Here is a 20,277-nt window from a genome sequence, read left to right as displayed (position 1 = left end):
CCCATGAAAATCCTGTACACCAACTTCCACTACGGCGACGGTGGCGGCCACACCACGTACATCGTCTCGTTGGCGCGTGCGTTGCACGGCCAGCACACGCTCCATGTCGCCGCGCCGGCCGACAGCCGGCTGCTGCGGACCATGGCCGATGAAGGCCTTGCCCGCACACTGCCGATTGCGTTCGGCAGCGGCCTGCCAACGCTGCCCCGGCAGCTGGCCGAACAGCGTGCGCTGCGCAGGCTGGTGCGCGATGAAGGCATCGACCTGATCCACGTCAACGGTGCGCGCGACCACCGCTTCGTGATGCAGGGGCTGCTTGGCATGCGCCGCCCGCCGATCGTGCTGACCAAGCACAACAGCAAACCCACCGATACCTTCGGCAATGTGCTGCGCGCGCGCTGGGCCACCGATCGGCTGATCGCAGTCTCGGCCGACACCAAGCGCCTGCTGGAACAGGGCCCATACCGTCGCTGCCCGATCGACGTGGTCCGCAACGGCGTGGACCTGGAGCGCTACTCGCCACAGCCGGCCGGCACCGGCAGCGCGCTGCGCCAGCAATGGACGCAGGATCCACAGGCGCTGGTGCTGGTCAGCAATGCCGGCACCGACGATTACAAGGGCTGGATCGACCTGGCCCAGGCCATCGCGCGACTGCCCGATGCGGTACGCCCGCACGTGCACATGGCCGTGGCCGGCCACCTGCCCACCGCGCAGCAGCGCGAACAGGTGCAGGCGCTGGGCGAGGTGGCCGCGCAGGTGCACTTCACCGGCCTGCTGGCCGATACCCGCGTACTGATCGCGGCCGGCGATGCTGGCTTCGTGCTGTCCCATGACGTCGAGACGATCTCCTTCGCCTGCCGCGAGATGATGGCCAGCGCCAAGCCGATGCTGGTCAGCGATTACGCGGGCCTGCCGGAAAACATCGAACAAGGCGTCGATGGCTGGGTCGTTGCCACCCGCGACATCGACGCCATCGCCGCACAGGTGCAGGCGCTGTACGCACAGCGCGATGCGCTGCCGGAACATGGCCGGGCAGCACGCCGCCATGCACAGCGGGAGTTCGGCCTGCAGACATTCGCCGACGCCACGCTGGCCAGCTACCACGCCGCCCTGGCCAGCCCCTGAGCCAGGTTGCCCGAACGCTCAATCGGTGATGCTGGGCCCCTGCAGGCGGCGCTCGTGCTCGAGTTCCGCCGCCGACGGCCGGCAGGTGCCGGCGACCGCGTCGGCAGGCACCAGCCACCAGCGGCGACGATTGGAAATGCCCGCCATTTCGGCCTGCGCACGATCAATGCAGGCCTGCATCGCATCTTCGTTCACCAGCAGCCAGCGGTGCTGCGGAACCAGCCGCTGCCAGCGCACGGCTGCCTGCAGCTGTTGATGCCAACGCGCTTCGAACCCAAAGGTGGCCGCAGGACGATCGGCCATCAGCAGGTTCTGCTCTTTCCATGCCACCAGTCCCAGCTCGGCCTGCGGGCCGATGCGTGCGCTGACCTCGCGCATCAGGCCACGGGCCGAGCTGGAATCGTTCAACACCGGATAACCGACCAGGCTGTACAGCACCCAGACCCCGGCCAGAGTAGCGACCAGGGCAACGTGCCTGCGCCGGCGCCCGCACACCCACAGGCTCAAGGCCGACCAGACCGCCATCGCCAGCGCCGCCCAGGCCAACGCATCGGTGGCACCGGGAAGCAACCCGCGGCCATGGGTAAGGCGCACTTCGAAATCCGGATCACCCAGCAGCGCCAGCGCACCGACCAGGCCCAGCGCCAGTGCCAGCAACGCGGTGAATGCGCCCAGCACACGCTGCACATCGCGCCGCCTCAGCAGCCCCGGCAGCAACGGCGCCAATGCCAGGCAGAACATCGGCAATGCCGGCAGGATGTAGACGTCGCGCTTGCCGTGCGGAATGGAGAAGAACAGCACGACCAGCAGCCACCAGGCCAACGGCAGCAGGTAGCGCGCATCGCGCCGGCGCAGCCGCCGGAACCAGGCCGGAAGCGCCCACGGCAGCAGCAGGAACGCGGGGATCCACATCGACGGCATGATCGCCAGGAAGTACCACCACGGCTGGTGATGGTCCCAGGACTGCGTATAGCGCCGTGCGGTCTGCCGGAACAGGATGTCGTCCATGTAGGCGCGATACGGCTCCGAGCCGGTGGCCAGGCCGGCCAGCAGCATCGGCACCAGCCACAACGACACCGCCAGCAGGAAGGCCAGCGGTGCCAGCCAGAAGCGCAGGTCACGCACGTGCAGGCTCACCCGCGGCCAATGCAGCATGGATGCGACTGCGGCCGGCACGATCATCATCAGCGCCAGCACGCCTACGCCCTTGGTGATCACCCCGATGCCGGCGAAGAACCAGCCCATCCACCACCAGCGCCAGGCCGGGCCCAGCAGCAGATGGCGCAGCAGGCCGTAGTTGGCCAGGGTGATGAACAGCACCACCAGCGGATCGATCTGCGCCTTCTTCGCCTGGAAGGTGAAGTGCAGCGCGAACAGCAGTGCCCAACCCGCGTACAGCCCCACCTGCCGCGTCCACAGGCGGCGGCCGAGATCGACCACGCACCACAGCGTGCCCAGCGCGGCCAGCAGCGAGGGCAGCAGGAACGCCACCCGCCAGTGGCCGACCAGGCTGTACAGCGCGGCCTGCCACCACATCAGCATCGGCGGCTTGTCCGAATACAGTTCGGGGCCGCGATGCGGGAACAACCAGTAACCGCTGTCGACCATCTGCTTGGCCACCAGCGCGAAACGTGGCTCATCCGATGGCCACGGATCACGGAGGCCCAGGCCGGCCCCCAGCACCAGCAGGGCCATCACCACCAACAACCACGTCTGGCGCGACGCGTGGGTTTTCAGCATGGGACTCGAAACGGCAGCGGGGGTCAGGCTGCTTTTAACAGACGCGCGTAGAAGAAACCGTCAGCATCGTTTTGACCCGGCAGCCGCTGGCGTGCCACCCCTTCGCAATCCACGCCGAACGCGTCGCCCAGTGGCTGCGCCACGGCATCCGGATGCCACTTCAGGAACGCGCGCACCTGATCGATGTTCTCGGCGCGCAGGATCGAACAGGTGGCATACAGCAGCACGCCACCCGGGCGCAGCATCGACCAGCAGGCTTCCAGCAGGCGCGCCTGCACGCCAACCAGTGCATCGATATCTTCAGCGCGACGGTGGAACATCACATCCGGCTGGCGGCGGATCACGCCAGTCGCCGAGCACGGCGCATCCAGCAGGATCGCGTCGAACGGCACGCCATCCCACCAGGCACCGGGATCACTGGCATCGGCAGCCAGGGTCTGCGCATGTTCGCCCACGCCGGTGCGGGTGTAGGTATCGCGTGCGCGGGCCAGACGGCGCGCGTCGATATCCAGCGCCAGCAGGCGCAGGCTGGGGTCGCGCTCCAGCAGGTGCGCCGACTTGCCGCCGGGTGCCGCGCAGGCGTCCAGCACGCGGGCACCGGCCACCGGGGCCAGCGCATCGGCCGCACACTGCGCCGACAGGTCCTGCACCGAGATCGCGCCCTCGGCGAAGCCGGGCAGCTGATTCACGGCAACCGGAGAGGCCAGGCGCAACGCGTCGGCGCTGAGCAGACTGGCTTCCGCGGCGATGCCGGCTTCGGCCAGCGCTGCCAGTGCCTTGTCACGGCCGCCCTGCTGGCGGTTGGCGCGCAACCACAGTGGCGCCGGTTGCAGGCTGGCGCTGAAGATCGCGTCGGCCTGCGCCGGCCAATCGCGTTCCACCGCATCGGCCAGCCATTCCGGGAAGGCATCGCGCGCGGGCTGTTCCGGGAAACCTTCGCGCTGCGCGCGGCGCAGGATCGCATTGACCAGGCCTGCCTGGCGCTCACGGCCCAGTGCACGCGCGGCATCGACCGTGGCCGACAGCGCCGCGTGCGCCGGCAGCTCGAGCACGTCCAGCTGGGCGAACCCGACCATCAGCAGCGTGCGCAGGTCGGCATCACGCGCCGACAGCGGCTTCTGCATCCACGACTGCAGCGCCGCGTCATAGGTGCTGCGACGACGCAGGACGGCAAAACACAGGGCCTCCAGCAGCGCGCGGTCGCGGCTGTCGGCCAGCTTCGGCAGCGCCCAGGCCAGCTCGGCCTTCAGCGAACGGCCACGGGTGAACACCTGTGCCAGCACACGTGCGGCCAGCATGCGCGTGGCCGCGCCCGGCGCCGCCTTGGCGACGGAGAAATCGCTCTGCTTCGACACCGCTTATGCCCCCACGCGCAGATCGCGGCGGGCGTTGAGGTAGTCGGCCGCAGTAATCGCCTTGCCACCTTCCCGCTGCAGCACTCGCAGGCGCAGCGCGCCCTGGCCACAGGCGATGTCGATGCCATCGCGGCTGGCGGCCAGTACGGTGCCCGGTGCCTGGCCGTGGTCCGCCTCCAGCGCCACCGCACCATGGATGCGCACGCGTTCACCGGCCAGCGTCGCCTCGGCGATCGGCCACGGATTGAACGCGCGCACGGTACGCGCCAGCGCGCCGGCGTCCTGCGCCCAATCCAGCTTCGCTTCGGCCTTGTCCAGCTTGTGCGCGTAGGTCACGCCCTGCTCCGGCTGCGGCCGCGCGATCGGCTTGATGCCGGCACGCAGCAGGCCCAGGCCATCGGACAGCACCTGTGCGCCCAGCTCGGCCAGCTTGTCATGCAGCTGGCCACCGGTATCGGTGGCCGCGATCGGCAGTTCCTGGTGCAGCAGCACCGGGCCGGTGTCCAGGCCGGCCTCCATCTGCATCAGGCAGACGCCGGTCTTGGCGTCGCCGGCCTGGATCGCGCGCTGGATCGGCGCGGCACCGCGCCAGCGCGGCAGCAGCGAGGCATGCACGTTCCAGCAGCCGTGGGTCGGAATGGCCAGCACCGCCTTGGGCAGGATCAGGCCATAGGCCACTACCACCATCAGATCCGGCTGCAGGTCGCGCAGCTGCTGCTGGGCGGCCGCGTCCTTCAGCGACTCCGGCTGGTAGACCGGAATGCCACGGGCCACGGCTTCCAGCTTGACCGGCGACGGCGCCAGGCCACGGCCACGGCCGGCCGGACGATCAGGCTGGGTGTAGACGGCCACGACCTCATGATGGCGCGCCGCCGCGCGCAGCGATGACACCGCGAATTCCGGCGTACCGGCAAAGACAATCCTCATGGCTACCCCACTTGCAGGATGGATTCGTGCAGGAAAGAAAACGGCGCCGTCGGCCGGCGCCGTACAGCCCGCGCGTGCCGCGCAGGCGCGGGCCACCCGAAGGGTGGCCCGGATTGGCGATCACGCCACGTGCTTGCGCTGCTTGGCCAGCTTCTTGCGCACCATCTCGCGCTTGAGCGGCGACAGATAGTCGATGAACAGCTTGCCGTCCAGGTGATCCATCTCATGCTGGATGCAGGTGGCCAGCACTTCGCCGGCTTCCATCTGCTGTTCCTGGCCGTTGCGGTCCAGGTATTTCACGGTGATGGTATCGGCACGGGTGACGTCAGCGAAGATGCCCGGAACCGACAGGCAGCCTTCCTGGTACACCCGGCCCCCGTCCTTGGCGACGATCTCCGGGTTGATGAACACATGCGGTTCATTCTTTTCTTCGCTGACGTCGATGACCATGAAGCGCTTGTGCACGTCCACCTGGGTGGCGGCCAGGCCGATGCCCGGGGCGTCGTACATGGTCAGGAACATGTTGTCGATCAGTTCCTGGAAGGCCGGCGTGGTGACTTCGGCGGCTTCGATCAACGCAGCCTTGGTACGCAGGCGCGGATCGGGGAACTCGAGAATGGGGAGAAGGGCCATGGCTGTTTCCGGATAGGGGGCCGGCACGCCGGCATACGTCGCAGATTCTAGCTCCAACGCTTGCCTTGCGCCCCGGTTTCTGGACTATAGTGCGCGAACCTGTTGGGGAATCAGGGCTTCACACCTATGTTGCTTCGTTTTCGTACGGTCGTCGCCGCGGCGATGCTGACCGTGGCTGCCTATGCTACCGCCGTGGAAGTGAATGGCGGGCACCCGGACACCTATGTGGTCCGAAAAGGGGATACGTTGTGGGATATCGCCGCACGTTTCCTGCAGAAGCCGTGGCTGTGGCCGGAGATCTGGCAGGCCAATCCGCAGATCGCCAATCCGCACCTGATCTATCCCGGTGACGTGCTCAGCCTGGCCTATCTGGACCGGGTGACCGTCGCTGCCAAGCCCGGCCCGCGCCAGGAAGCCCCGATCGATGCCATTCCGCTGGCCCAGGTCGAGCCGTTCCTGAAGCAGCTGAGCGTGGTCGACAGCATCGAGCAACTGCCCTACGTGGCCGGCCTGGAGGAAGAACGCCTGCGCGTCACCAGCGGCAGCGCGGTGTACGTACGCCTGGCCGACGCCCAGCTGGGCCAGCGCTGGGCCGTGGTCCGCCCGACCGTGCGCTATGCCCAGCCCAAGCCGACCGAGGACCTGACCGCCAACGGCGACGTCACCCCGGGCAGCGGCAACCTGTGGCGGGCCTACAACGCCCCCAACCACCGCCGCGGCGTGCTCGGCTATGAGCTGGCCCAGGTCGCCACCGGCACCATCACCCATGTCGCCGGCGGCAAGGTCGAGGCGTCCACCCTGGTGCTGGACAAGAACGAGGGCGGCCGCGAGGTGCGTGCCGGCGACCGCTTGGTCCCGGTCGAGGCCAAGCCGTACGACCTGCAGTTCATTCCCCATGTCCCGGCCGCCGGTGTGGAGGGCGTCGACGTGCGCGTGCTGGCCGTCACCGACATGTTCACCGCCGCCGGCCCGCGCGATGTGATCGCGATCTCGGCAGGCCGCGCGCAGGGCGTGGACAACGGCACCGTGTTCTCGTTGTGGCGCCCAGGCCGCCACGTGGCGCACCGCATGAAGTACCCGACCTCGTCGCGCATGGACGATTCGCTCAGCACCGGCGCAGGCCGGGTCTCGCTGCCGGACGAATACGCCGCGCACGCCATGGTGTTCCGTACCTTCGACAACGTCAGCTACGCGCTGGTGATGCAGGGCGTGAAGCCGGTGCGCGTGGGGTTCAACGCACTGCACCCGGACGCGAAGTAGCCATCGCCAGGCGGCCCGGCCACTGCGTGTAGTGCCGGCCTCTGGCGGGCAGGCACCTCCGGCAAAGTCTGACAGCCACATGCGAAGGCGCCCTAGGGCGCCTTTGTTGTATGCGCTCGATAGTGGGGGGATGACCAACCCAACTGACGAGGCGCTGCTGCGCCTGTTGATGGCAGGCGGCGCGCTGGCACCACGTCGGGCCCTGCTGGAGGCCGCAGGCAATGCGGAAATCGCGATCGCGCAGGGCACCGCGAACTGGCGCGCCCACGGCTGCACGCCAGAGCAGTGCGCCGCACTGGAACGCCCGGACGCCCGGGCCTCGGCCGTGGCACGGCGCTGGCTGGAACACGACAACCAGCACCTGCTGGCCTTCACCGATCCGGCATTCCCCCCGGCCCTTCTGGATGTCCCCAACCCACCCCTTGCGCTGTTCATCGCCGGTGACCCCAGCCTGGCCTGGCGCCCGTCGGTGGCGCTGGTCGGCAGCCGCTCGCCAACGCCGGGCGGACGCGCGCTGGCAGCCCGCTTTGCCGGCTGTTTCGTCGAAGCCGGACTGACGGTGACCAGCGGCCTGGCGGCGGGCATTGACGCCGCCGCCCACCAGGCGACACTCGACGCCGGTGGTTGCACCGTGGCGGTCATCGGCACCGGCCCGGACCGGGCCTACCCGGACAGCCACGCCCGCCTGCAGGCCCGGATCGCTACCGAAGGCGCGGTGCTCAGCGAGTACCTGCCAGGCACGCCGGCACGCCCCGGCCACTTTCCCGCCCGCAACCGGCTGGTGGCCGGGCTGGCACTGGCGACGGTGGTGGTCGAGGCCGCCCAGCGCTCCGGCGCCCTGATCACCGCACGCCTGGCCGCCGAAGCCGGCCGCGAGGTCTGCGCCCTGCCCGGCTCGGTGCTCAATCCACGCGCGGCGGGCTGCCATCGGCTGATCCGTGAGGGTGCTGCATTGGTCGAGCGCCCGGAGGAGGTCCTGGAACTGCTGGCCCCAGCCCTCCGCCAGCAGCTGCCGGGCTTGCAATCACGGTTGGCCACCCCCACTGAACAGGCACCGCCGGTACTCCTGCCGGCGCGCTGGGCCGACGACCCTGACTACCAGTGCTTGTGGCGGGCCCTGGACCACAACCCAAGCAGTATGGATTCACTGATCACGCGCTGTGGATTGACGGCGCCCCAGGTGTCCTCCATGCTGCTGGCCATGGAACTGGCGGGAATCGTGGTGTGCGTACACGGCCGCTACTGTCGAACTCCCTAGTTTCTTCACCTCCACAGCGTCGCGCGACGCAGGCCGAGGGGCAATGAAAGAGAGCATCCTGGACGTACTGCTGTACCTGTTTGAACACTATTTCAGCGAAGATGCGGACCTGATCCGTGACCGCGATTCGCTCCAGAACGGCCTGATCCAGGCCGGTTTCAGCCCAACCGAGATCAACAAGGCATTCGACTGGCTCGATGCCCTGGCCGCGCAGCGGCCGAGCGTGGCCCAGGCACGGGTCGATGGCCCCGTGCGCGTCTACCACGGTCCCGAGCTGGACAAGCTGGACGTGGAATGCCGCGGCTTCCTGCTGTACCTGGAACAGCACGGCATCCTCGACGCCGACCAGCGCGAGCTGGTGCTGGACCGGGCGATGGCCCTGGACCAGGACGAACTGGACCTGGACGACCTGAAGTGGGTCGTACTGATGGTGCTGTTCAACCAGCCTGGCTCCGAGGCGGCGTATGCCTGGATGGAGACGCAGATGTTCATGGACGAGCCAGAACCCCTGCACTGACCGTACACTTGGGGGCATAGCGCATTCAGGAGCGTCCCCGTGAGCGAGTGGTTCCATGCAGAAGGCAACCGGCAGCAGGGTCCGCTGCCAGCGGAACAGTTGGTCGAGTTGTTCCGCAACAACCAGATCTCCCTGGACACCCTGGTCTGGCGCGACGGCCTGCCGCAATGGCAGCCGTTGCGCACCGTGGTCGACGAACTCGGCCTGATCGTGCCGGCGCTGGACGCTGCCACGCCACCCGTGGAACCCGAGCCCGAACCGGAACCGGTGGCACCGCCTCCGCCGCAGCCGCCGGTACTGCCGCCGTCCACCCCCTACACCACCAGTGCATCGGCCACCGCCCTGCCGGCGCCGAAGAAGAAGCTGTCCGGTTGCGCACTGACCGCCATCATCGGCGGCGGCCTGCTGCTGGTGCTGGTACCGATCGTGGCCATCCTGGCCGCCATCGCGCTGCCTGCCTACAACGACTACACCGTGCGCGCCAAGGTCGCCGGCGCAGTGACCGCACTGCAGCCGTTGAAGGACCAGGTGCAGCATTTCGCCGATGACGAAGGCCGTTGCCCCGGTGCCAACGACGCCGGCTTCCCGGCCCCGGGTGACTTCGCCCATGCAGGGCTGTCGGCGGTGAACATCGGTCGCTTCAACAATGGCCACTGTGGCATCGAAGCCACCCTGGCGCTGCCCGGCAAGAGCCTCGATGGCGACCTGCTGTGGCTGGAATACGATCGCGACAGCGGCCGCTGGGAATGCAGTGGCGAAAGCAACGACAAGTACCTGCCGCCGTCGTGCCGCGGCTGAGCCACGCGCACGCCAGCACCTCCAAGGATGATTCAACAGGGAACATGCAATGACTGAGTGGTACTACGCCGAAGGACAGCAACGCCAGGGCCCGCTGCCGGTCCAGGAGATCCGCCAGCGCTTCCAGCGTGGCCAGCTCAACCTGGACACCCTGGTCTGGCGCGAGGGCATGGCCCAATGGGCTGCACTGCGCCAGGTGGTCGACGAGCTCGGCCTGCAGACGCTGGCCGATGCCAGCACTGCCACCAGCAGCGGCGGTTTCGACCTGCGTGGCGACTATGCCGCCATCGACAACGGCAGCGCCCCGCTGCCCGGCACCGGCGCACTCAGCAGCTCGCCATACAGCGCTCCAGCCGCCGCCGGCGGCGGTGGCCACGCACAGCCGGTGGTTGGCGGTGAAGTGGTCTACGCAGGCTTCTGGAAGCGTGTGGCGGCCTACATGATCGACTACTTCGTGCTGGTCATCCCCGGCAGCATCATCGGTGCCATCCTCGGTGCGATCCTCGGCGCCAGCATGGGCGCGGTGGGCAGTGGCGAATCGGCCATCGAGATCGTGGCGCAGCTGGCCAGTGCCCTGATCAACCTCTGCATCGGCATGGCCTACTACACCTGGTTCCACGCCTCGCAGGGCGGCGCCACGCTGGGCAAGATGGCGGTCGGCATCAAGGTCGTGCGTGGCAACGGCGAGCGCCTGACCAAGGCGCGCGCATTTGGCCGCTACTGGGCCATGCTGCTGAGCAGCTTCACCCTCGGCATCGGTTTCCTGATGGCGGCCTTCACCGAGCGCAAGCAGGGCCTGCACGACATGATCTGCGACACCCTGGTGGTCGACCGCTGGGCCTACACCGACCAGCCGCAGCTGCAGCGCCGCGAGCTGGGCACGGTGACCGTGCTGGTGCTCGTGCTGACCGGCCTGCTGTCGCTGGCGGGCGTGGTCCTGCTGGTGTTCGCGGTCGGCTTCATCGCCAAGATGGCCTCATGAACGGCCATCCTCACGCCTGGCTGCTTGACATGGGCTGGCCGGGCGTGATTCCTCTAATAAGGTGAAACCTGAACGCCCGGCACATTACCGGGCGTTCAGTTTATGGATTTGCCCGTGGCCGCTTCACTAATGCGGCCGTTTGCTCCACCCTAGCGGCCCCTCTCCCCCGGTCCGCCCACAGACCTTTCCTGACATGCCCAAGCACCTGCTCATCGTCGAATCGCCGGCCAAGGCCAAGACGATCAACAAATACCTCGGCAAGGACTACACGGTCCTGGCCTCGTATGGGCACGTGCGCGACCTGATCCCGAAGGAAGGCGCGGTCGACCCGGACAACGGGTTCGCCATGCACTACGACGTGATCGACAAGAACGAGAAGCACGTCGATGCGATCGCCAAGGCCGCCAAGGTCGCCGACGACATCCTGCTGGCCACCGACCCGGATCGCGAGGGTGAGGCGATCAGCTGGCACATCGCCGAAATCCTGAAGGAACGCGGGCTGGTCAAGGACAAGCCGATGCAGCGCGTGGTGTTCACCGAGATCACCCCGCGCGCCATCAAGGAGGCCATCAGCCAGCCGCGCGCGATTGCCAGCGATCTGGTCGATGCCCAGCAGGCGCGCCGCGCGCTGGACTACCTGGTCGGCTTCAACCTGTCGCCGGTGCTGTGGCGCAAGGTCCAGCGTGGCCTGTCCGCCGGCCGCGTGCAGAGCCCGGCACTGCGCATGATCGTCGAGCGCGAGGAAGAGATCGAAGCCTTCATCGCCCGCGAATACTGGTCGATCGCCGCCGAGTGCGCACACCCGTCGCAGCACTTCAACGCCAAGCTGATCAAGCTGGACGGGCAGAAGTTCGAGCAGTTCACCATCACCGATGGCGACACCGCTGAAGCAGCGCGCATGCGAATCCAGCAGGCCGCGCAGGGCTCGCTGCATGTCACCGATGTGGCCAGCAAGGAGCGCAAGCGCCGCCCGGCGCCGCCGTTCACCACCTCCACCCTGCAGCAGGAAGCCTCACGCAAGCTCGGCTTCACCACCCGCAAGACCATGCAGGTGGCGCAGAAGCTGTATGAAGGCGTGGCCATCGGCGACGAAGGCACCGTCGGCCTGATCTCGTACATGCGTACCGACTCGGTGAACCTGTCGCAGGACGCGCTGGCCGAGATCCGCGATGTGATCGCCCGCGACTACGGCATCGCCTCGCTGCCGGACCAGCCGAACACCTACCAGACCAAGTCCAAGAACGCCCAGGAAGCGCACGAAGCGGTGCGCCCGACCTCGGCGCTGCGCACGCCGGCCCAGGTCGCACGCTTCCTCACCGACGACGAGCGCCGCCTGTACGAACTGATCTGGAAGCGCGCCGTCGCCTGCCAGATGATCCCGGCCACGCTCAATACCGTCAGCGTCGACCTGTCGGCCGGCAGCGAGCACGTGTTCCGTGCCAGCGGTACCACCGTGGTGGTGCCCGGCTTCCTGGCCGTGTACGAAGAAGGCAAGGACAACAAGAGCGCCGAGGACGAGGACGAAGGCCGCAAGCTGCCGGCGATGAAGCCCGGCGACCGCGTGCCGCTGGAACGCATCCAGGCCGAACAGCATTTCACCCAGCCGCCGCCGCGCTACACCGAAGCGGCGCTGGTGAAGGCGCTGGAAGAGTACGGCATCGGCCGCCCCTCGACCTACGCTTCGATCATCCAGACCCTGCTGTTCCGCAAGTACGTGGAAATGGAAGGCCGCAGCTTCCGCCCGTCCGACGTCGGCCGCGCAGTGTCCAAGTTCCTGTCCAGCCACTTCACCCGGTACGTGGACTACGACTTCACCGCCAAGCTCGAAGACGAGCTCGACGCCGTCTCGCGTGGCGAAGAAGAGTGGATCCCGCTGATGGCCCGCTTCTGGGAGCCGTTCAAGGAGCTGGTGGAAGACAAGAAGGAATCGGTCGACCGTGCCGAGGCCAGTGGCGCGCGCGAGCTCGGCACCGACCCGAAGACCGGCAAGCCGGTCAGCGTGCGCCTGGGCCGCTTCGGGCCGTACGCCGCCATCGGCAGCACCGCCGAAGATGCCGAAGAAAAGCCCAAGTTCGCCTCGCTGCGCCCCGGCCAGTCGATGCACACCATCTCCCTGGAAGACGCGCTGGAGCTGTTCCTGATGCCGCGCGCGCTGGGTGAGGACAAGGGCGAGCCGGTCAGCGTCGGCATCGGCCGCTTCGGCCCGTTTGCCAAGCGCGGCAGCACCTATGCCTCGCTGAAGAAGGAAGACGACCCGTACACCATCGACCTGGCCCGCGCCGTGTTCCTGATCGAAGAGAAGGAAGAGATCGCGCGCAACCGGATCATCAAGGAGTTCGAGGGCAGCGACATCCAGGTGCTGAACGGCCGTTTCGGCCCGTACATCAGCGACGGCAAGATGAACGGCAAGATCCCCAAGGATCGCGAGCCGGCATCGCTGACCCTGGCCGAAGTGCAGCAGCTGATGGAAGAAACCGGCAAGCCGGTGCGCAAGGGCTTTGGCGCCAAGAAGGCCGCCGCGAAGAAGGCCCCGGCCAAGAAAGCAGCGGTGAAGAAGGAAGCGGCGCCAAAGAAGGCCGCTGCAAAGAAAGCGCCTGCCAAGAAGGCCCCGGCCAAGAAAGCAGTAAAGAAGGCCGCCGCCAAGAAGGCCCCGGCGAAGAAGGCCGCTGCAAAGAAGTAGATCCATGCCATGCGTGGATGAGGGGCAAGGTGTGCGGACCAGCGGTCCGCACCTACCGTCCGCGCCGACCACCCCTTCTGCACGCAGCCGGGGGATAATGAAGGCCCACGCCGGGCCGGTCGCCGCCATGAAAGAACTCACCCTGGACTCTGCTGTCGCCACGCTCCGCGCGGGCGGCGTGATCGCCTACCCGACCGAAGCGGTCTGGGGCCTGGGCTGTGATCCCTCGCACGAAGCTGCGGTGCACATGGTGCTGCGGCTGAAGCAGCGCCCGATCGAAAAAGGCATGATCCTGGTCGCGGCCGAGCTGGCGCAGCTGGAAGGCTGGGTGCGCCTGCAGGCGCTGCCCGACGCCCGCCAGCGCGCAGTACTGGCCAGCTGGCCCGGCGCCAACACCTGGATCCTGCCCGCCGGCCCGCGCGCGCAGCCCTGGGTCACCGGCGAACACAGCGGGATTGCGGTGCGCATCAGCGCACACCCGCTGGTGGCCGAACTCTGCCGCGCCTGGGGTGGCCCGCTGGTCTCCACCAGCGCCAATCTGGCCGGCGAACCACCGGCGCGCAGCCGCGAAGAGCTGGATCCCCGCCTGCTGCGCCTGCTTGACGGCATCCTTGACGGACAGACCGGTGGCCTGGCCCAACCCACCCCCATACGCGACGCGCTCAGCGGCAACGTGCTGCGCTCCTGAGCTGCCGATTGCACTGCCGCGGACAATCACGCACGCTGCCGCCATGAGCCTGCTCCGCGCCACCTTCAGCCTGTGCCTGCTGCTGCCGTGGACGTCGTCCGCCGCCGGGGCCGAGGACGTGCGGGTGTACCGCTGCGTTGCCAGCAACGGCGCCGTTGCCCTGCAGGACACGCCCTGCAACAGCGGCCGCCAGCAGGTACGCGACCTGCAGCGCCCGCGCGATCCCGCTCCACGGGTGGTACGCAGTGATGCCACGCCTCCGCCGCCCAGCGAACCCCCGGTCATCCGCGAGCGCGAAGTCCGCCACGTCTACATCCAGCCGCCGCAACCGATGTACGAATGCGTGAGCGAGGATGGACGCCGCTATACCAGCGACAACAACGAAGGCAATCCGCGCTGGGTGCCGCTGTGGACCAGTGTCTGGCTGCCACGCGGCCATCGGGGCCCGGCCTACCCGGGTCCGCGCCCGGCCATCGGCACGCCGATCGGCGAAGGCGCGGGTTATCGCCCTCCCTCGATCGGCATGGGCGTGCAGGTCCCGGCCGGCAGCGTGCTGGTTCGCGACAGCTGCCATGCGTTGCCGCCGCAGGAAGTCTGCGCGCGACTGAGTGACCGCCGCTGGGAGCTGGATCGCCGTTACAACAGCGCACTGCAGAGTGAACGCACCGCCATCAGCAACGAACAGCGCGGCATCGATGCGCGCCTGTCGCGCGATTGCGAACGCTGAGCGCAGCAGGCCGTCGCAGCCTGTACGCTGTGCGCATGAACCGAGTGATCTGGCTGCTTCTGGTGCTGCTGACTGGAAGCGCGTTGGCCGAAGAGGGCGTGATCTACCGCTGTACCTCCAGCAGCAGTGACGTCCCTACCCTGCAGCGCACGCCGTGCCCCACCGGCAGCAAGCAGCAGGTGCTGCGCATACCCGACCCGGCCAACTCGCAGCCGGCCGCCGCTGCACCTGTGGCGGCCGAACCTGCACCCGCCCCTGTCGAAACACCCGCGCCGGTGCCGGCCGGAGCGGCCGTTGCCCCTGCGGCCCCAGCGAAGCCACGACGCGCGGATGAAGGACGCACGATCATGGAGGCAGGTATGGTCGAACACGAAGGAGACGACCAGATCCTCGACAGCGCGACGCTGCGCCGCGATGCTGAGGCCCGCGCCGCCGCAGGTGATGGTCCACCGAAGCCGCCGCTTCCTCCGATCTTCCAGTGCACCGACAGCCAGGGCGGCGGCTACCTGTACGAGTACGAGGCCGCGCCCGGCCGCTGCGAGCTGATGACGGTACAGGGCCTTGGCGGAGTGACGCCGGTGAATGCCGCCAGCTGTGAAGTGGTGCGCGACCACTGCGAAGCGCTTCCCGAAGCGCAGCGCTGCGGTGGTTGGCAGCAGCGCTTCCGCGATGCCCGCGGCCGTGAGCGCTTTGCCGCGCCGGAGAACCGCGATACCGCGCGCGGTGAACGCAAGCGGCTGCAGGACGTGCTGGAAGCCAGCAACTGCCCGGTACCGGGGTGACAGCGGCGGCATGGCCGCACCTGCCCATGGGGTGGATCTGTTGTAGAGCCGAGCCAGGCTCGGCTGCCGTTGGCGGAGTGCAGCCGAGCAAGGGCTCGGCTCTACAGCAGAGCGATCAGAACCCGTAGCGCAGGAATCCACCATCCACTGCGATGCACTCGCCGGTGACATAGCTGGCCGCCGGCAGGCACAGGAAGCCCACGGCTGCAGCCACTTCCTCCGGCTCACCGATGCGGCGCATGGGCGTGCGGTTGATCACTTCCTCGTAGTAGTCCGGGTCCGCCAACGGCCCGGACGTGCGCCGCGTGCGGATGTACCACGGCGCCACCGCGTTGACCCGGATGCCATCCTCGGCCCACTCGACGGCCAGGTTGCGGGTCATCTGGTGCATCGCCGCCTTGGTCATGCCGTAGACCACGCCGCTGCGCACATGGGTCAGGCCGGACACGCTGCCGACGTTGACGATGGACGACGACGCGTGGCGGGCCAGCAACGGATGCGCGTAGCGCGACAGCTCGAATGCCGAGAACAGGTTGGTCTCGAAGATCTTCCGCCATTCATCCTCGGAATACTCGGTGGCCGCCTTGGTGACGTTGCCGCCGGCGTTGTTGACCAGGATGTGCAGGCCATCGCTGTGGTCCTCCACCCAGTCCAGGATCTGGCGGCGGTCCTCGTCGTCGGAGACATCGGCAGCCAGTGCATGCACCTGCATCTGCGGATACACGTCCAGCAGTTCGTCACGCGCTGTCTCCAGCATGTCGATATCACGGCCGACGATCATCAGATCGGCGCCGAAGCCGGCCAGTTCATGCGCGATGGCAAGGCCGATGCCGGCGCTGGCGCCGGTGATCAGGGCGGTCTGGCCGTCCAGGCGCCACCGTTGCTGGGTCATGTGCTCTCCGGGGCCGCGCCCGCTGTGTTTCGATGCGGCAAGGATACGCGCTCACGGCCGCCCCCTGCCGAGGATGCGACACTGCCCGCACGCCCATCACGGAGTGCCGCCATGCGCATCCTGATCCTGTCCACGTCCCTGCTGGCCACCGTGCTGCTGTCCGCTTGCCAGCGCCCGCCCACGCCGAATCCGGAGAAGCCGCCGGAACCGCAGGCCATGGCCCGTGCGATCCAGCAGCCAATGGACCGCGCCAAGCGCGTGCAGAAAACCGTCGATGACGCCGCTGCGAGCGAGCGCAAGGCCGAGGCTGACGCCACGCAGTAACCCCGCGAACGAAAACGCCCGGCCAAGGCCGGGCGTTTCCAGTAGATCCACGCCATGCGTGGATGGCTTCCGGTCAGAACCCGCAGAAGCAGTACGCCAGCGCCTTCACCGGCGTGCCGTTGCCCTTCTCGCGGGCCGCGTTCTCGACAAAGCGCAGCTGCGTATCCACTTCCGGCATCGTGCGCGCCAGCACCATCCGCGCCATGCCCGAGTCGGACAGCATCCAGGCACCGGCACGGCTGCCGGCGAAACCGCTGACGAACTGCGCGAACGGCGTTGCCGCCTTCTCGATGTAGCGCACGCGATAGGCATCGGCCTTGCCCAGCTTGGCGCGGCTGGCGGCATCGGCCACGGCATCCTTCAAGCCACCGAAGGCATCGACCAGGCCTCGTTCCTTTGCCTGCGCACCGCTCCACACGCGGCCACGGGCCACTTCGTCGACGGCCTCGACCGGCTTCTTGCGGGCGTCGGCGACGCGACCGGTGAAGTCGGCGTAACCCTTGTTGATCACCGACTGGATGACCTGGCCCACAGCCGGATCCATCGGGCGGGTGACATCGAACGCCCCGGCGAAACGGGTGGTGCCGACACCATCGGTGTGCACGCCGATCTTGTCCAGCGCGCGGCTGAAGTTCGGCACCATGCCGAAGATGCCGATCGAACCGGTGATGGTCGACGGATCGGCATAGATGCGATCGGCGTTCATGCTGATCCAGTAGCCACCGGAGGCGGCCAGGTCGCCCATCGACACCACCACCGGCTTGCCGGCGGCCTGCAGGGCCACCACTTCACGGCGGATCTGCTCGGAGGCGAACACTTCACCACCCGGCGAATTGACACGCAGCACCACGGACTTCACGTTCTCATCGTCACGCGCGGCACGCAGCAGCGCCGAGGTCGATTCGCCACCGATGCGGCCGGCCGGGAGATCGCCGCCGCTGATTTCGCCGGCGGCCACCACCACCGCCACCTGCGGACGGTTGTCGACCGGGTTGCGGCGCGCATCGAGCTGTCCCAGGTAGGTGCCGAAGTCGACGTTGCGGAAACCACCGTCGGCATCGTCGTCGGCCACGCCGCGCTCGATCATCAGATCCTCGAATTCCTCGCGGGTCTTCAGTGAAGTCACCAGCTTCTGCTGCAGGGCGAACTTGGCCAGGTCACCACCGGCAGCGGCGATGCCTTCCGGCAGCGTGTCGATGCCGGCGGCCAGCTGTGCCGGGTCCAGGCGACGGGCCTTGGCGATGTCGCCCAGGTAGCGCTGCCACACGTCGTTCATCCAGAACAGGTCGGCTTCCTTGGAGGCCGGCGACGCAGCATCGAGCACGTACGGCTCGGCCGCGGACTTGTACTCGCCCACCTTGAACAGGTGCACGTCCACGCCGAGCTTGTCCTGCAGGCCGGAGCGGAAATACTGCCGGTAGCGGCCCAGGCCCTCGAGCACCACCGACCCCATCGGATCCAGGTAGACCTCGTCGGCCTGCGCGGCCAGCAGGTACTGCGACTGGCCCATGCTCTCGCTGTAAGCCACCAGCTGCTTACCGGAGGCGCGCAGGTCCTGCAGTGCGGCGGCGACTTCACGCAGCGAGGCGAAGCCCGACGGCTGCAGCTTGTCCAGCTCCAGCACCACGCGTTCGATCTTCTTGTCTTCCTTGGCCGACTCGATCACCCGCAGCAGGTCGCGCAGCTGGATCTCTTCGGCACCGTTGTCGCCCACCGCCTTGGCCAGCGCACGGCTGACCGGATCAGCGCTGAACTGCTCGACCAGGCGGCCTTCCGGCGCGATCACCAGGGTGGTGCGGTCCTGCAGCGATTTGCTGGCACCGGCGCCCATGCCGGCAGCGATGACGAACATCACCAGCAGCAGGAACAGCAGGCCGAAGAACACCAGGTTGAGGATCAACCGGCGGGTGAAGTTCATGACGTCCCACAGCCCGATGAAGAAACTGGCGACGGGGTTGCGACGCGCCGGGGGCAACGGGGGCACGGGTTGATTCATGGAACGCTCCGGATGGCTTCTTGCCGTGGTGCCAGCATAGCCGGTGCCGCGTGATGCGGCATCGGACACAAGTCAGGGGATCGCCCGCCACGGGTCATCGCGGCGGGCGGGGCGGATCAGGACAGTACGGACTGGCCGATGCGCAGGCTGCTGCGCCGCAGGCGCCAGCCCATCAGGATGGCGGCGGCGGTCAGGCCGACGATCAGGCCGATCCACATGCCCTGCGGGCCCATGCCCAGCCCCAGGCCGAGCCCGGCGCCGAGCGGCATGCCCAGGCCCCAGTACGCGAACATGGCGATGAACATCGGCACGCGGGTGTCCTTCAGGCCGCGCAGTGCGCCGGCGGACAGTACCTGGATGCCATCCGGGAACTGGAAGGTGGCCGCGTACAGCAGCAGGGTGGAGGCCAGGCCGGCCACCGCCAGGTCGTTGGTGTAGACACCGACGATGGCATCGTGGCCGAACAGCAGCACCGCCGCCGACAACGTCTGCGTGCCCATGATGATCGCGTAGCCAGCCCACGCCGCACGGCGCACGCCGAAGCCATCGCCACGGCCGACTGCATGGCCGACCCGCACGGTGGTGGCTTCGGCCACGCCCATCGGGATCATGAAGCACAGCTGCGCCACGTTGATCGCGATCTGGTGCGCGGCCGCTTCATTGGCACCGAGGCGGCCGATCAGCAGCGCGGTGACGATGAACAGGCCGCCCTCCATCAGCACGGTGATGCCGATCGGCAGGCCGGTGCGCAGCAGATCCCAGATCGCCTTCCAGCGCGGCCCTTCGAAGTGCGAGAACAGCTGCAGGTGGGCGAAGCGCTTGGTGAACCACAGGTAGGTGGCGAAGGCGATCGCCTGCAGCCACATCATCACCGCCGAGGCGATGCCCAGGCCCTCGGCACCCATTTCCGGGAAGCCCAGCTTGCCGTTGGCCAGCACGTAGCCCATCGGCGCCAGCACCAGCAGGCCGCCGAAGCCGAGCAGCATGGTCGGCAACGTCCAGTGCATGCCCTCGCTCAGATAGCGCATGCAGAAATACAGGGTCAGCGCCGGGCCGCCCCAACGCACCGCATGCAGGAACGCGGTGGCGCCCGGCACGATGTCCGGCGCGATGCCGAAGGCCGGCAGCAGCGGCGGCACCACGGTGAGGAAGGTGAACATGATCAGGCCCAGGCCCAACGCCAGCCACAGTGCCTGGCGGAACAGCGGGCCGATCTCGCGCTCGCGGCCGGCGCCATGCAGCTGCGACACCGAGGCCGTGAGCGAGATCAGGGTGCCGATCGGGATCAGCATCGGCAGCCACAACAGCGCCGTGCCGATGGTCACCGCGGCCAGGGTCGCGGTGGCGTGGTGGCCGGCAATGACGTTGTCGACGAAGGAGATCAGACCGGTGGATACATGCCCGAGCACAAGCGGCAGGGCGAGCAGACCGGTGGCGCCGACTTCCTTGCTGAAGCGCGGCGTGGAGGTTGCAGTAGACATAAGGTGCTTGACGCGAACTGCGGTTGCGCGCGAAGGGCACAGGCACCGGGTTGCGGCCGGTCATCTTACGCGTGCAGCGCGCGCATTCCCATGACATGGCGTGAATGCTGGG

General features: G+C 68.0%; 18 protein-coding genes. 11 read left to right on the top strand and 7 right to left on the bottom strand.

All coding sequences use genetic code 11. The annotated features are described in order from the left end of the window. The first annotated feature begins 3 nt into the window (after window positions 1-3). Window positions 4-1,125: a glycosyltransferase family 4 protein gene (locus N5D45_RS05505; protein ID WP_043397511.1), complete on the top strand. Its 1,122-nt coding sequence runs from the start codon at window positions 4-6 to the stop codon at window positions 1,123-1,125. A gap of 18 nt (window positions 1,126-1,143) precedes the next feature. On the opposite strand, the gene N5D45_RS05500 is transcribed toward N5D45_RS05505, so the two are convergent. The 4 genes from N5D45_RS05500 to def form a co-directional block, all read right to left on the bottom strand. Then, the gene (locus N5D45_RS05500; RefSeq protein WP_197617701.1) at window positions 1,144-2,865 is read right to left on the bottom strand and encodes a glycosyltransferase family 39 protein; all 1,722 of its coding nucleotides are present in this window, start codon (window positions 2,863-2,865) and stop codon (window positions 1,144-1,146) included. 23 nt (window positions 2,866-2,888) lie between these two features. Next, entirely contained in the window at window positions 2,889-4,220 is a 1,332-nt protein-coding gene (gene rsmB, locus N5D45_RS05495; protein WP_279938535.1) for a 16S rRNA (cytosine(967)-C(5))-methyltransferase RsmB, read from the bottom strand. Between the two features lie 3 nt (window positions 4,221-4,223). After that, a complete protein-coding gene (gene fmt, locus N5D45_RS05490; protein WP_010481179.1) occupies window positions 4,224-5,147 on the bottom strand; it encodes a methionyl-tRNA formyltransferase in 924 nt (307 codons plus the stop codon). A 120-nt stretch (window positions 5,148-5,267) separates the two neighbouring features. Next, a complete protein-coding gene (def, locus tag N5D45_RS05485; RefSeq protein ID WP_010481177.1) occupies window positions 5,268-5,780 on the bottom strand; it encodes a peptide deformylase in 513 nt (170 codons plus the stop codon). Between the two features lie 126 nt (window positions 5,781-5,906). Here def and N5D45_RS05480 point away from each other — a divergent pair, with 126 nt between their 5' ends. From N5D45_RS05480 to N5D45_RS05440, 9 genes are all read left to right on the top strand, one after another. Further along, window positions 5,907-7,040 (top strand): LysM peptidoglycan-binding domain-containing protein, encoded by a 1,134-nt coding sequence (locus N5D45_RS05480; RefSeq protein WP_010481176.1) that lies wholly within the window; start codon window positions 5,907-5,909, stop codon window positions 7,038-7,040. 130 nt (window positions 7,041-7,170) lie between these two features. Further along, entirely contained in the window at window positions 7,171-8,298 is a 1,128-nt protein-coding gene (dprA, locus tag N5D45_RS05475) for a DNA-processing protein DprA (RefSeq protein WP_279938534.1), read from the top strand. A gap of 43 nt (window positions 8,299-8,341) precedes the next feature. Further along, the gene (locus N5D45_RS05470) at window positions 8,342-8,815 is read left to right on the top strand and encodes a DUF494 family protein (RefSeq protein WP_005411195.1); all 474 of its coding nucleotides are present in this window, start codon (window positions 8,342-8,344) and stop codon (window positions 8,813-8,815) included. Between the two features lie 39 nt (window positions 8,816-8,854). Then, window positions 8,855-9,613 carry a pilin gene (locus N5D45_RS05465; RefSeq protein WP_019338922.1) on the top strand — a complete coding sequence of 253 codons (759 nt, stop codon included), beginning with the start codon at window positions 8,855-8,857 and terminating at the stop codon, window positions 9,611-9,613. A gap of 49 nt (window positions 9,614-9,662) precedes the next feature. After that, window positions 9,663-10,595, top strand: coding sequence for an RDD family protein (locus tag N5D45_RS05460; protein WP_010481172.1), 933 nt, complete (start codon window positions 9,663-9,665; stop codon window positions 10,593-10,595). 193 nt (window positions 10,596-10,788) lie between these two features. Continuing rightward, the gene (locus N5D45_RS05455; RefSeq protein WP_279938532.1) at window positions 10,789-13,275 is read left to right on the top strand and encodes a DNA topoisomerase I; all 2,487 of its coding nucleotides are present in this window, start codon (window positions 10,789-10,791) and stop codon (window positions 13,273-13,275) included. A 97-nt stretch (window positions 13,276-13,372) separates the two neighbouring features. Next, window positions 13,373-13,963 carry a Sua5/YciO/YrdC/YwlC family protein gene (locus tag N5D45_RS05450; RefSeq protein WP_019338925.1) on the top strand — a complete coding sequence of 197 codons (591 nt, stop codon included), beginning with the start codon at window positions 13,373-13,375 and terminating at the stop codon, window positions 13,961-13,963. A 43-nt stretch (window positions 13,964-14,006) separates the two neighbouring features. After that, a complete protein-coding gene (locus N5D45_RS05445; RefSeq protein ID WP_279938531.1) occupies window positions 14,007-14,690 on the top strand; it encodes a DUF4124 domain-containing protein in 684 nt (227 codons plus the stop codon). Between the two features lie 35 nt (window positions 14,691-14,725). Further along, window positions 14,726-15,472, top strand: coding sequence for a hypothetical protein (locus N5D45_RS05440; protein WP_279938530.1), 747 nt, complete (start codon window positions 14,726-14,728; stop codon window positions 15,470-15,472). A gap of 115 nt (window positions 15,473-15,587) precedes the next feature. Here the strand turns inward: N5D45_RS05440 and N5D45_RS05435 are convergent, their stop codons facing one another. Further along, a complete protein-coding gene (locus N5D45_RS05435; protein ID WP_010481164.1) occupies window positions 15,588-16,364 on the bottom strand; it encodes an SDR family oxidoreductase in 777 nt (258 codons plus the stop codon). A gap of 111 nt (window positions 16,365-16,475) precedes the next feature. Between N5D45_RS05435 and N5D45_RS05430 the strand changes: the two genes are divergently transcribed. Continuing rightward, the gene (locus tag N5D45_RS05430; RefSeq protein WP_134959224.1) at window positions 16,476-16,688 is read left to right on the top strand and encodes a hypothetical protein; all 213 of its coding nucleotides are present in this window, start codon (window positions 16,476-16,478) and stop codon (window positions 16,686-16,688) included. Window positions 16,689-16,761: 73 nt separating this feature from the next. Here the strand turns inward: N5D45_RS05430 and sppA are convergent, their stop codons facing one another. Further along, a complete protein-coding gene (sppA, locus tag N5D45_RS05425; RefSeq protein WP_019338929.1) occupies window positions 16,762-18,684 on the bottom strand; it encodes a signal peptide peptidase SppA in 1,923 nt (640 codons plus the stop codon). 116 nt (window positions 18,685-18,800) lie between these two features. Further along, window positions 18,801-20,165 (bottom strand): MATE family efflux transporter, encoded by a 1,365-nt coding sequence (locus N5D45_RS05420; RefSeq protein ID WP_010481157.1) that lies wholly within the window; start codon window positions 20,163-20,165, stop codon window positions 18,801-18,803. Window positions 20,166-20,277: the final 112 nt, after the last annotated feature.

Source organism: Stenotrophomonas sp. GD03819 (genome assembly GCF_029841665.1).
Lineage (GTDB): Bacteria > Pseudomonadota > Gammaproteobacteria > Xanthomonadales > Xanthomonadaceae > Stenotrophomonas > Stenotrophomonas geniculata.
The sequence above is the reverse complement of the archived record's forward strand: the minus strand, read 5'-3'. Positions and strand labels throughout refer to the sequence as shown.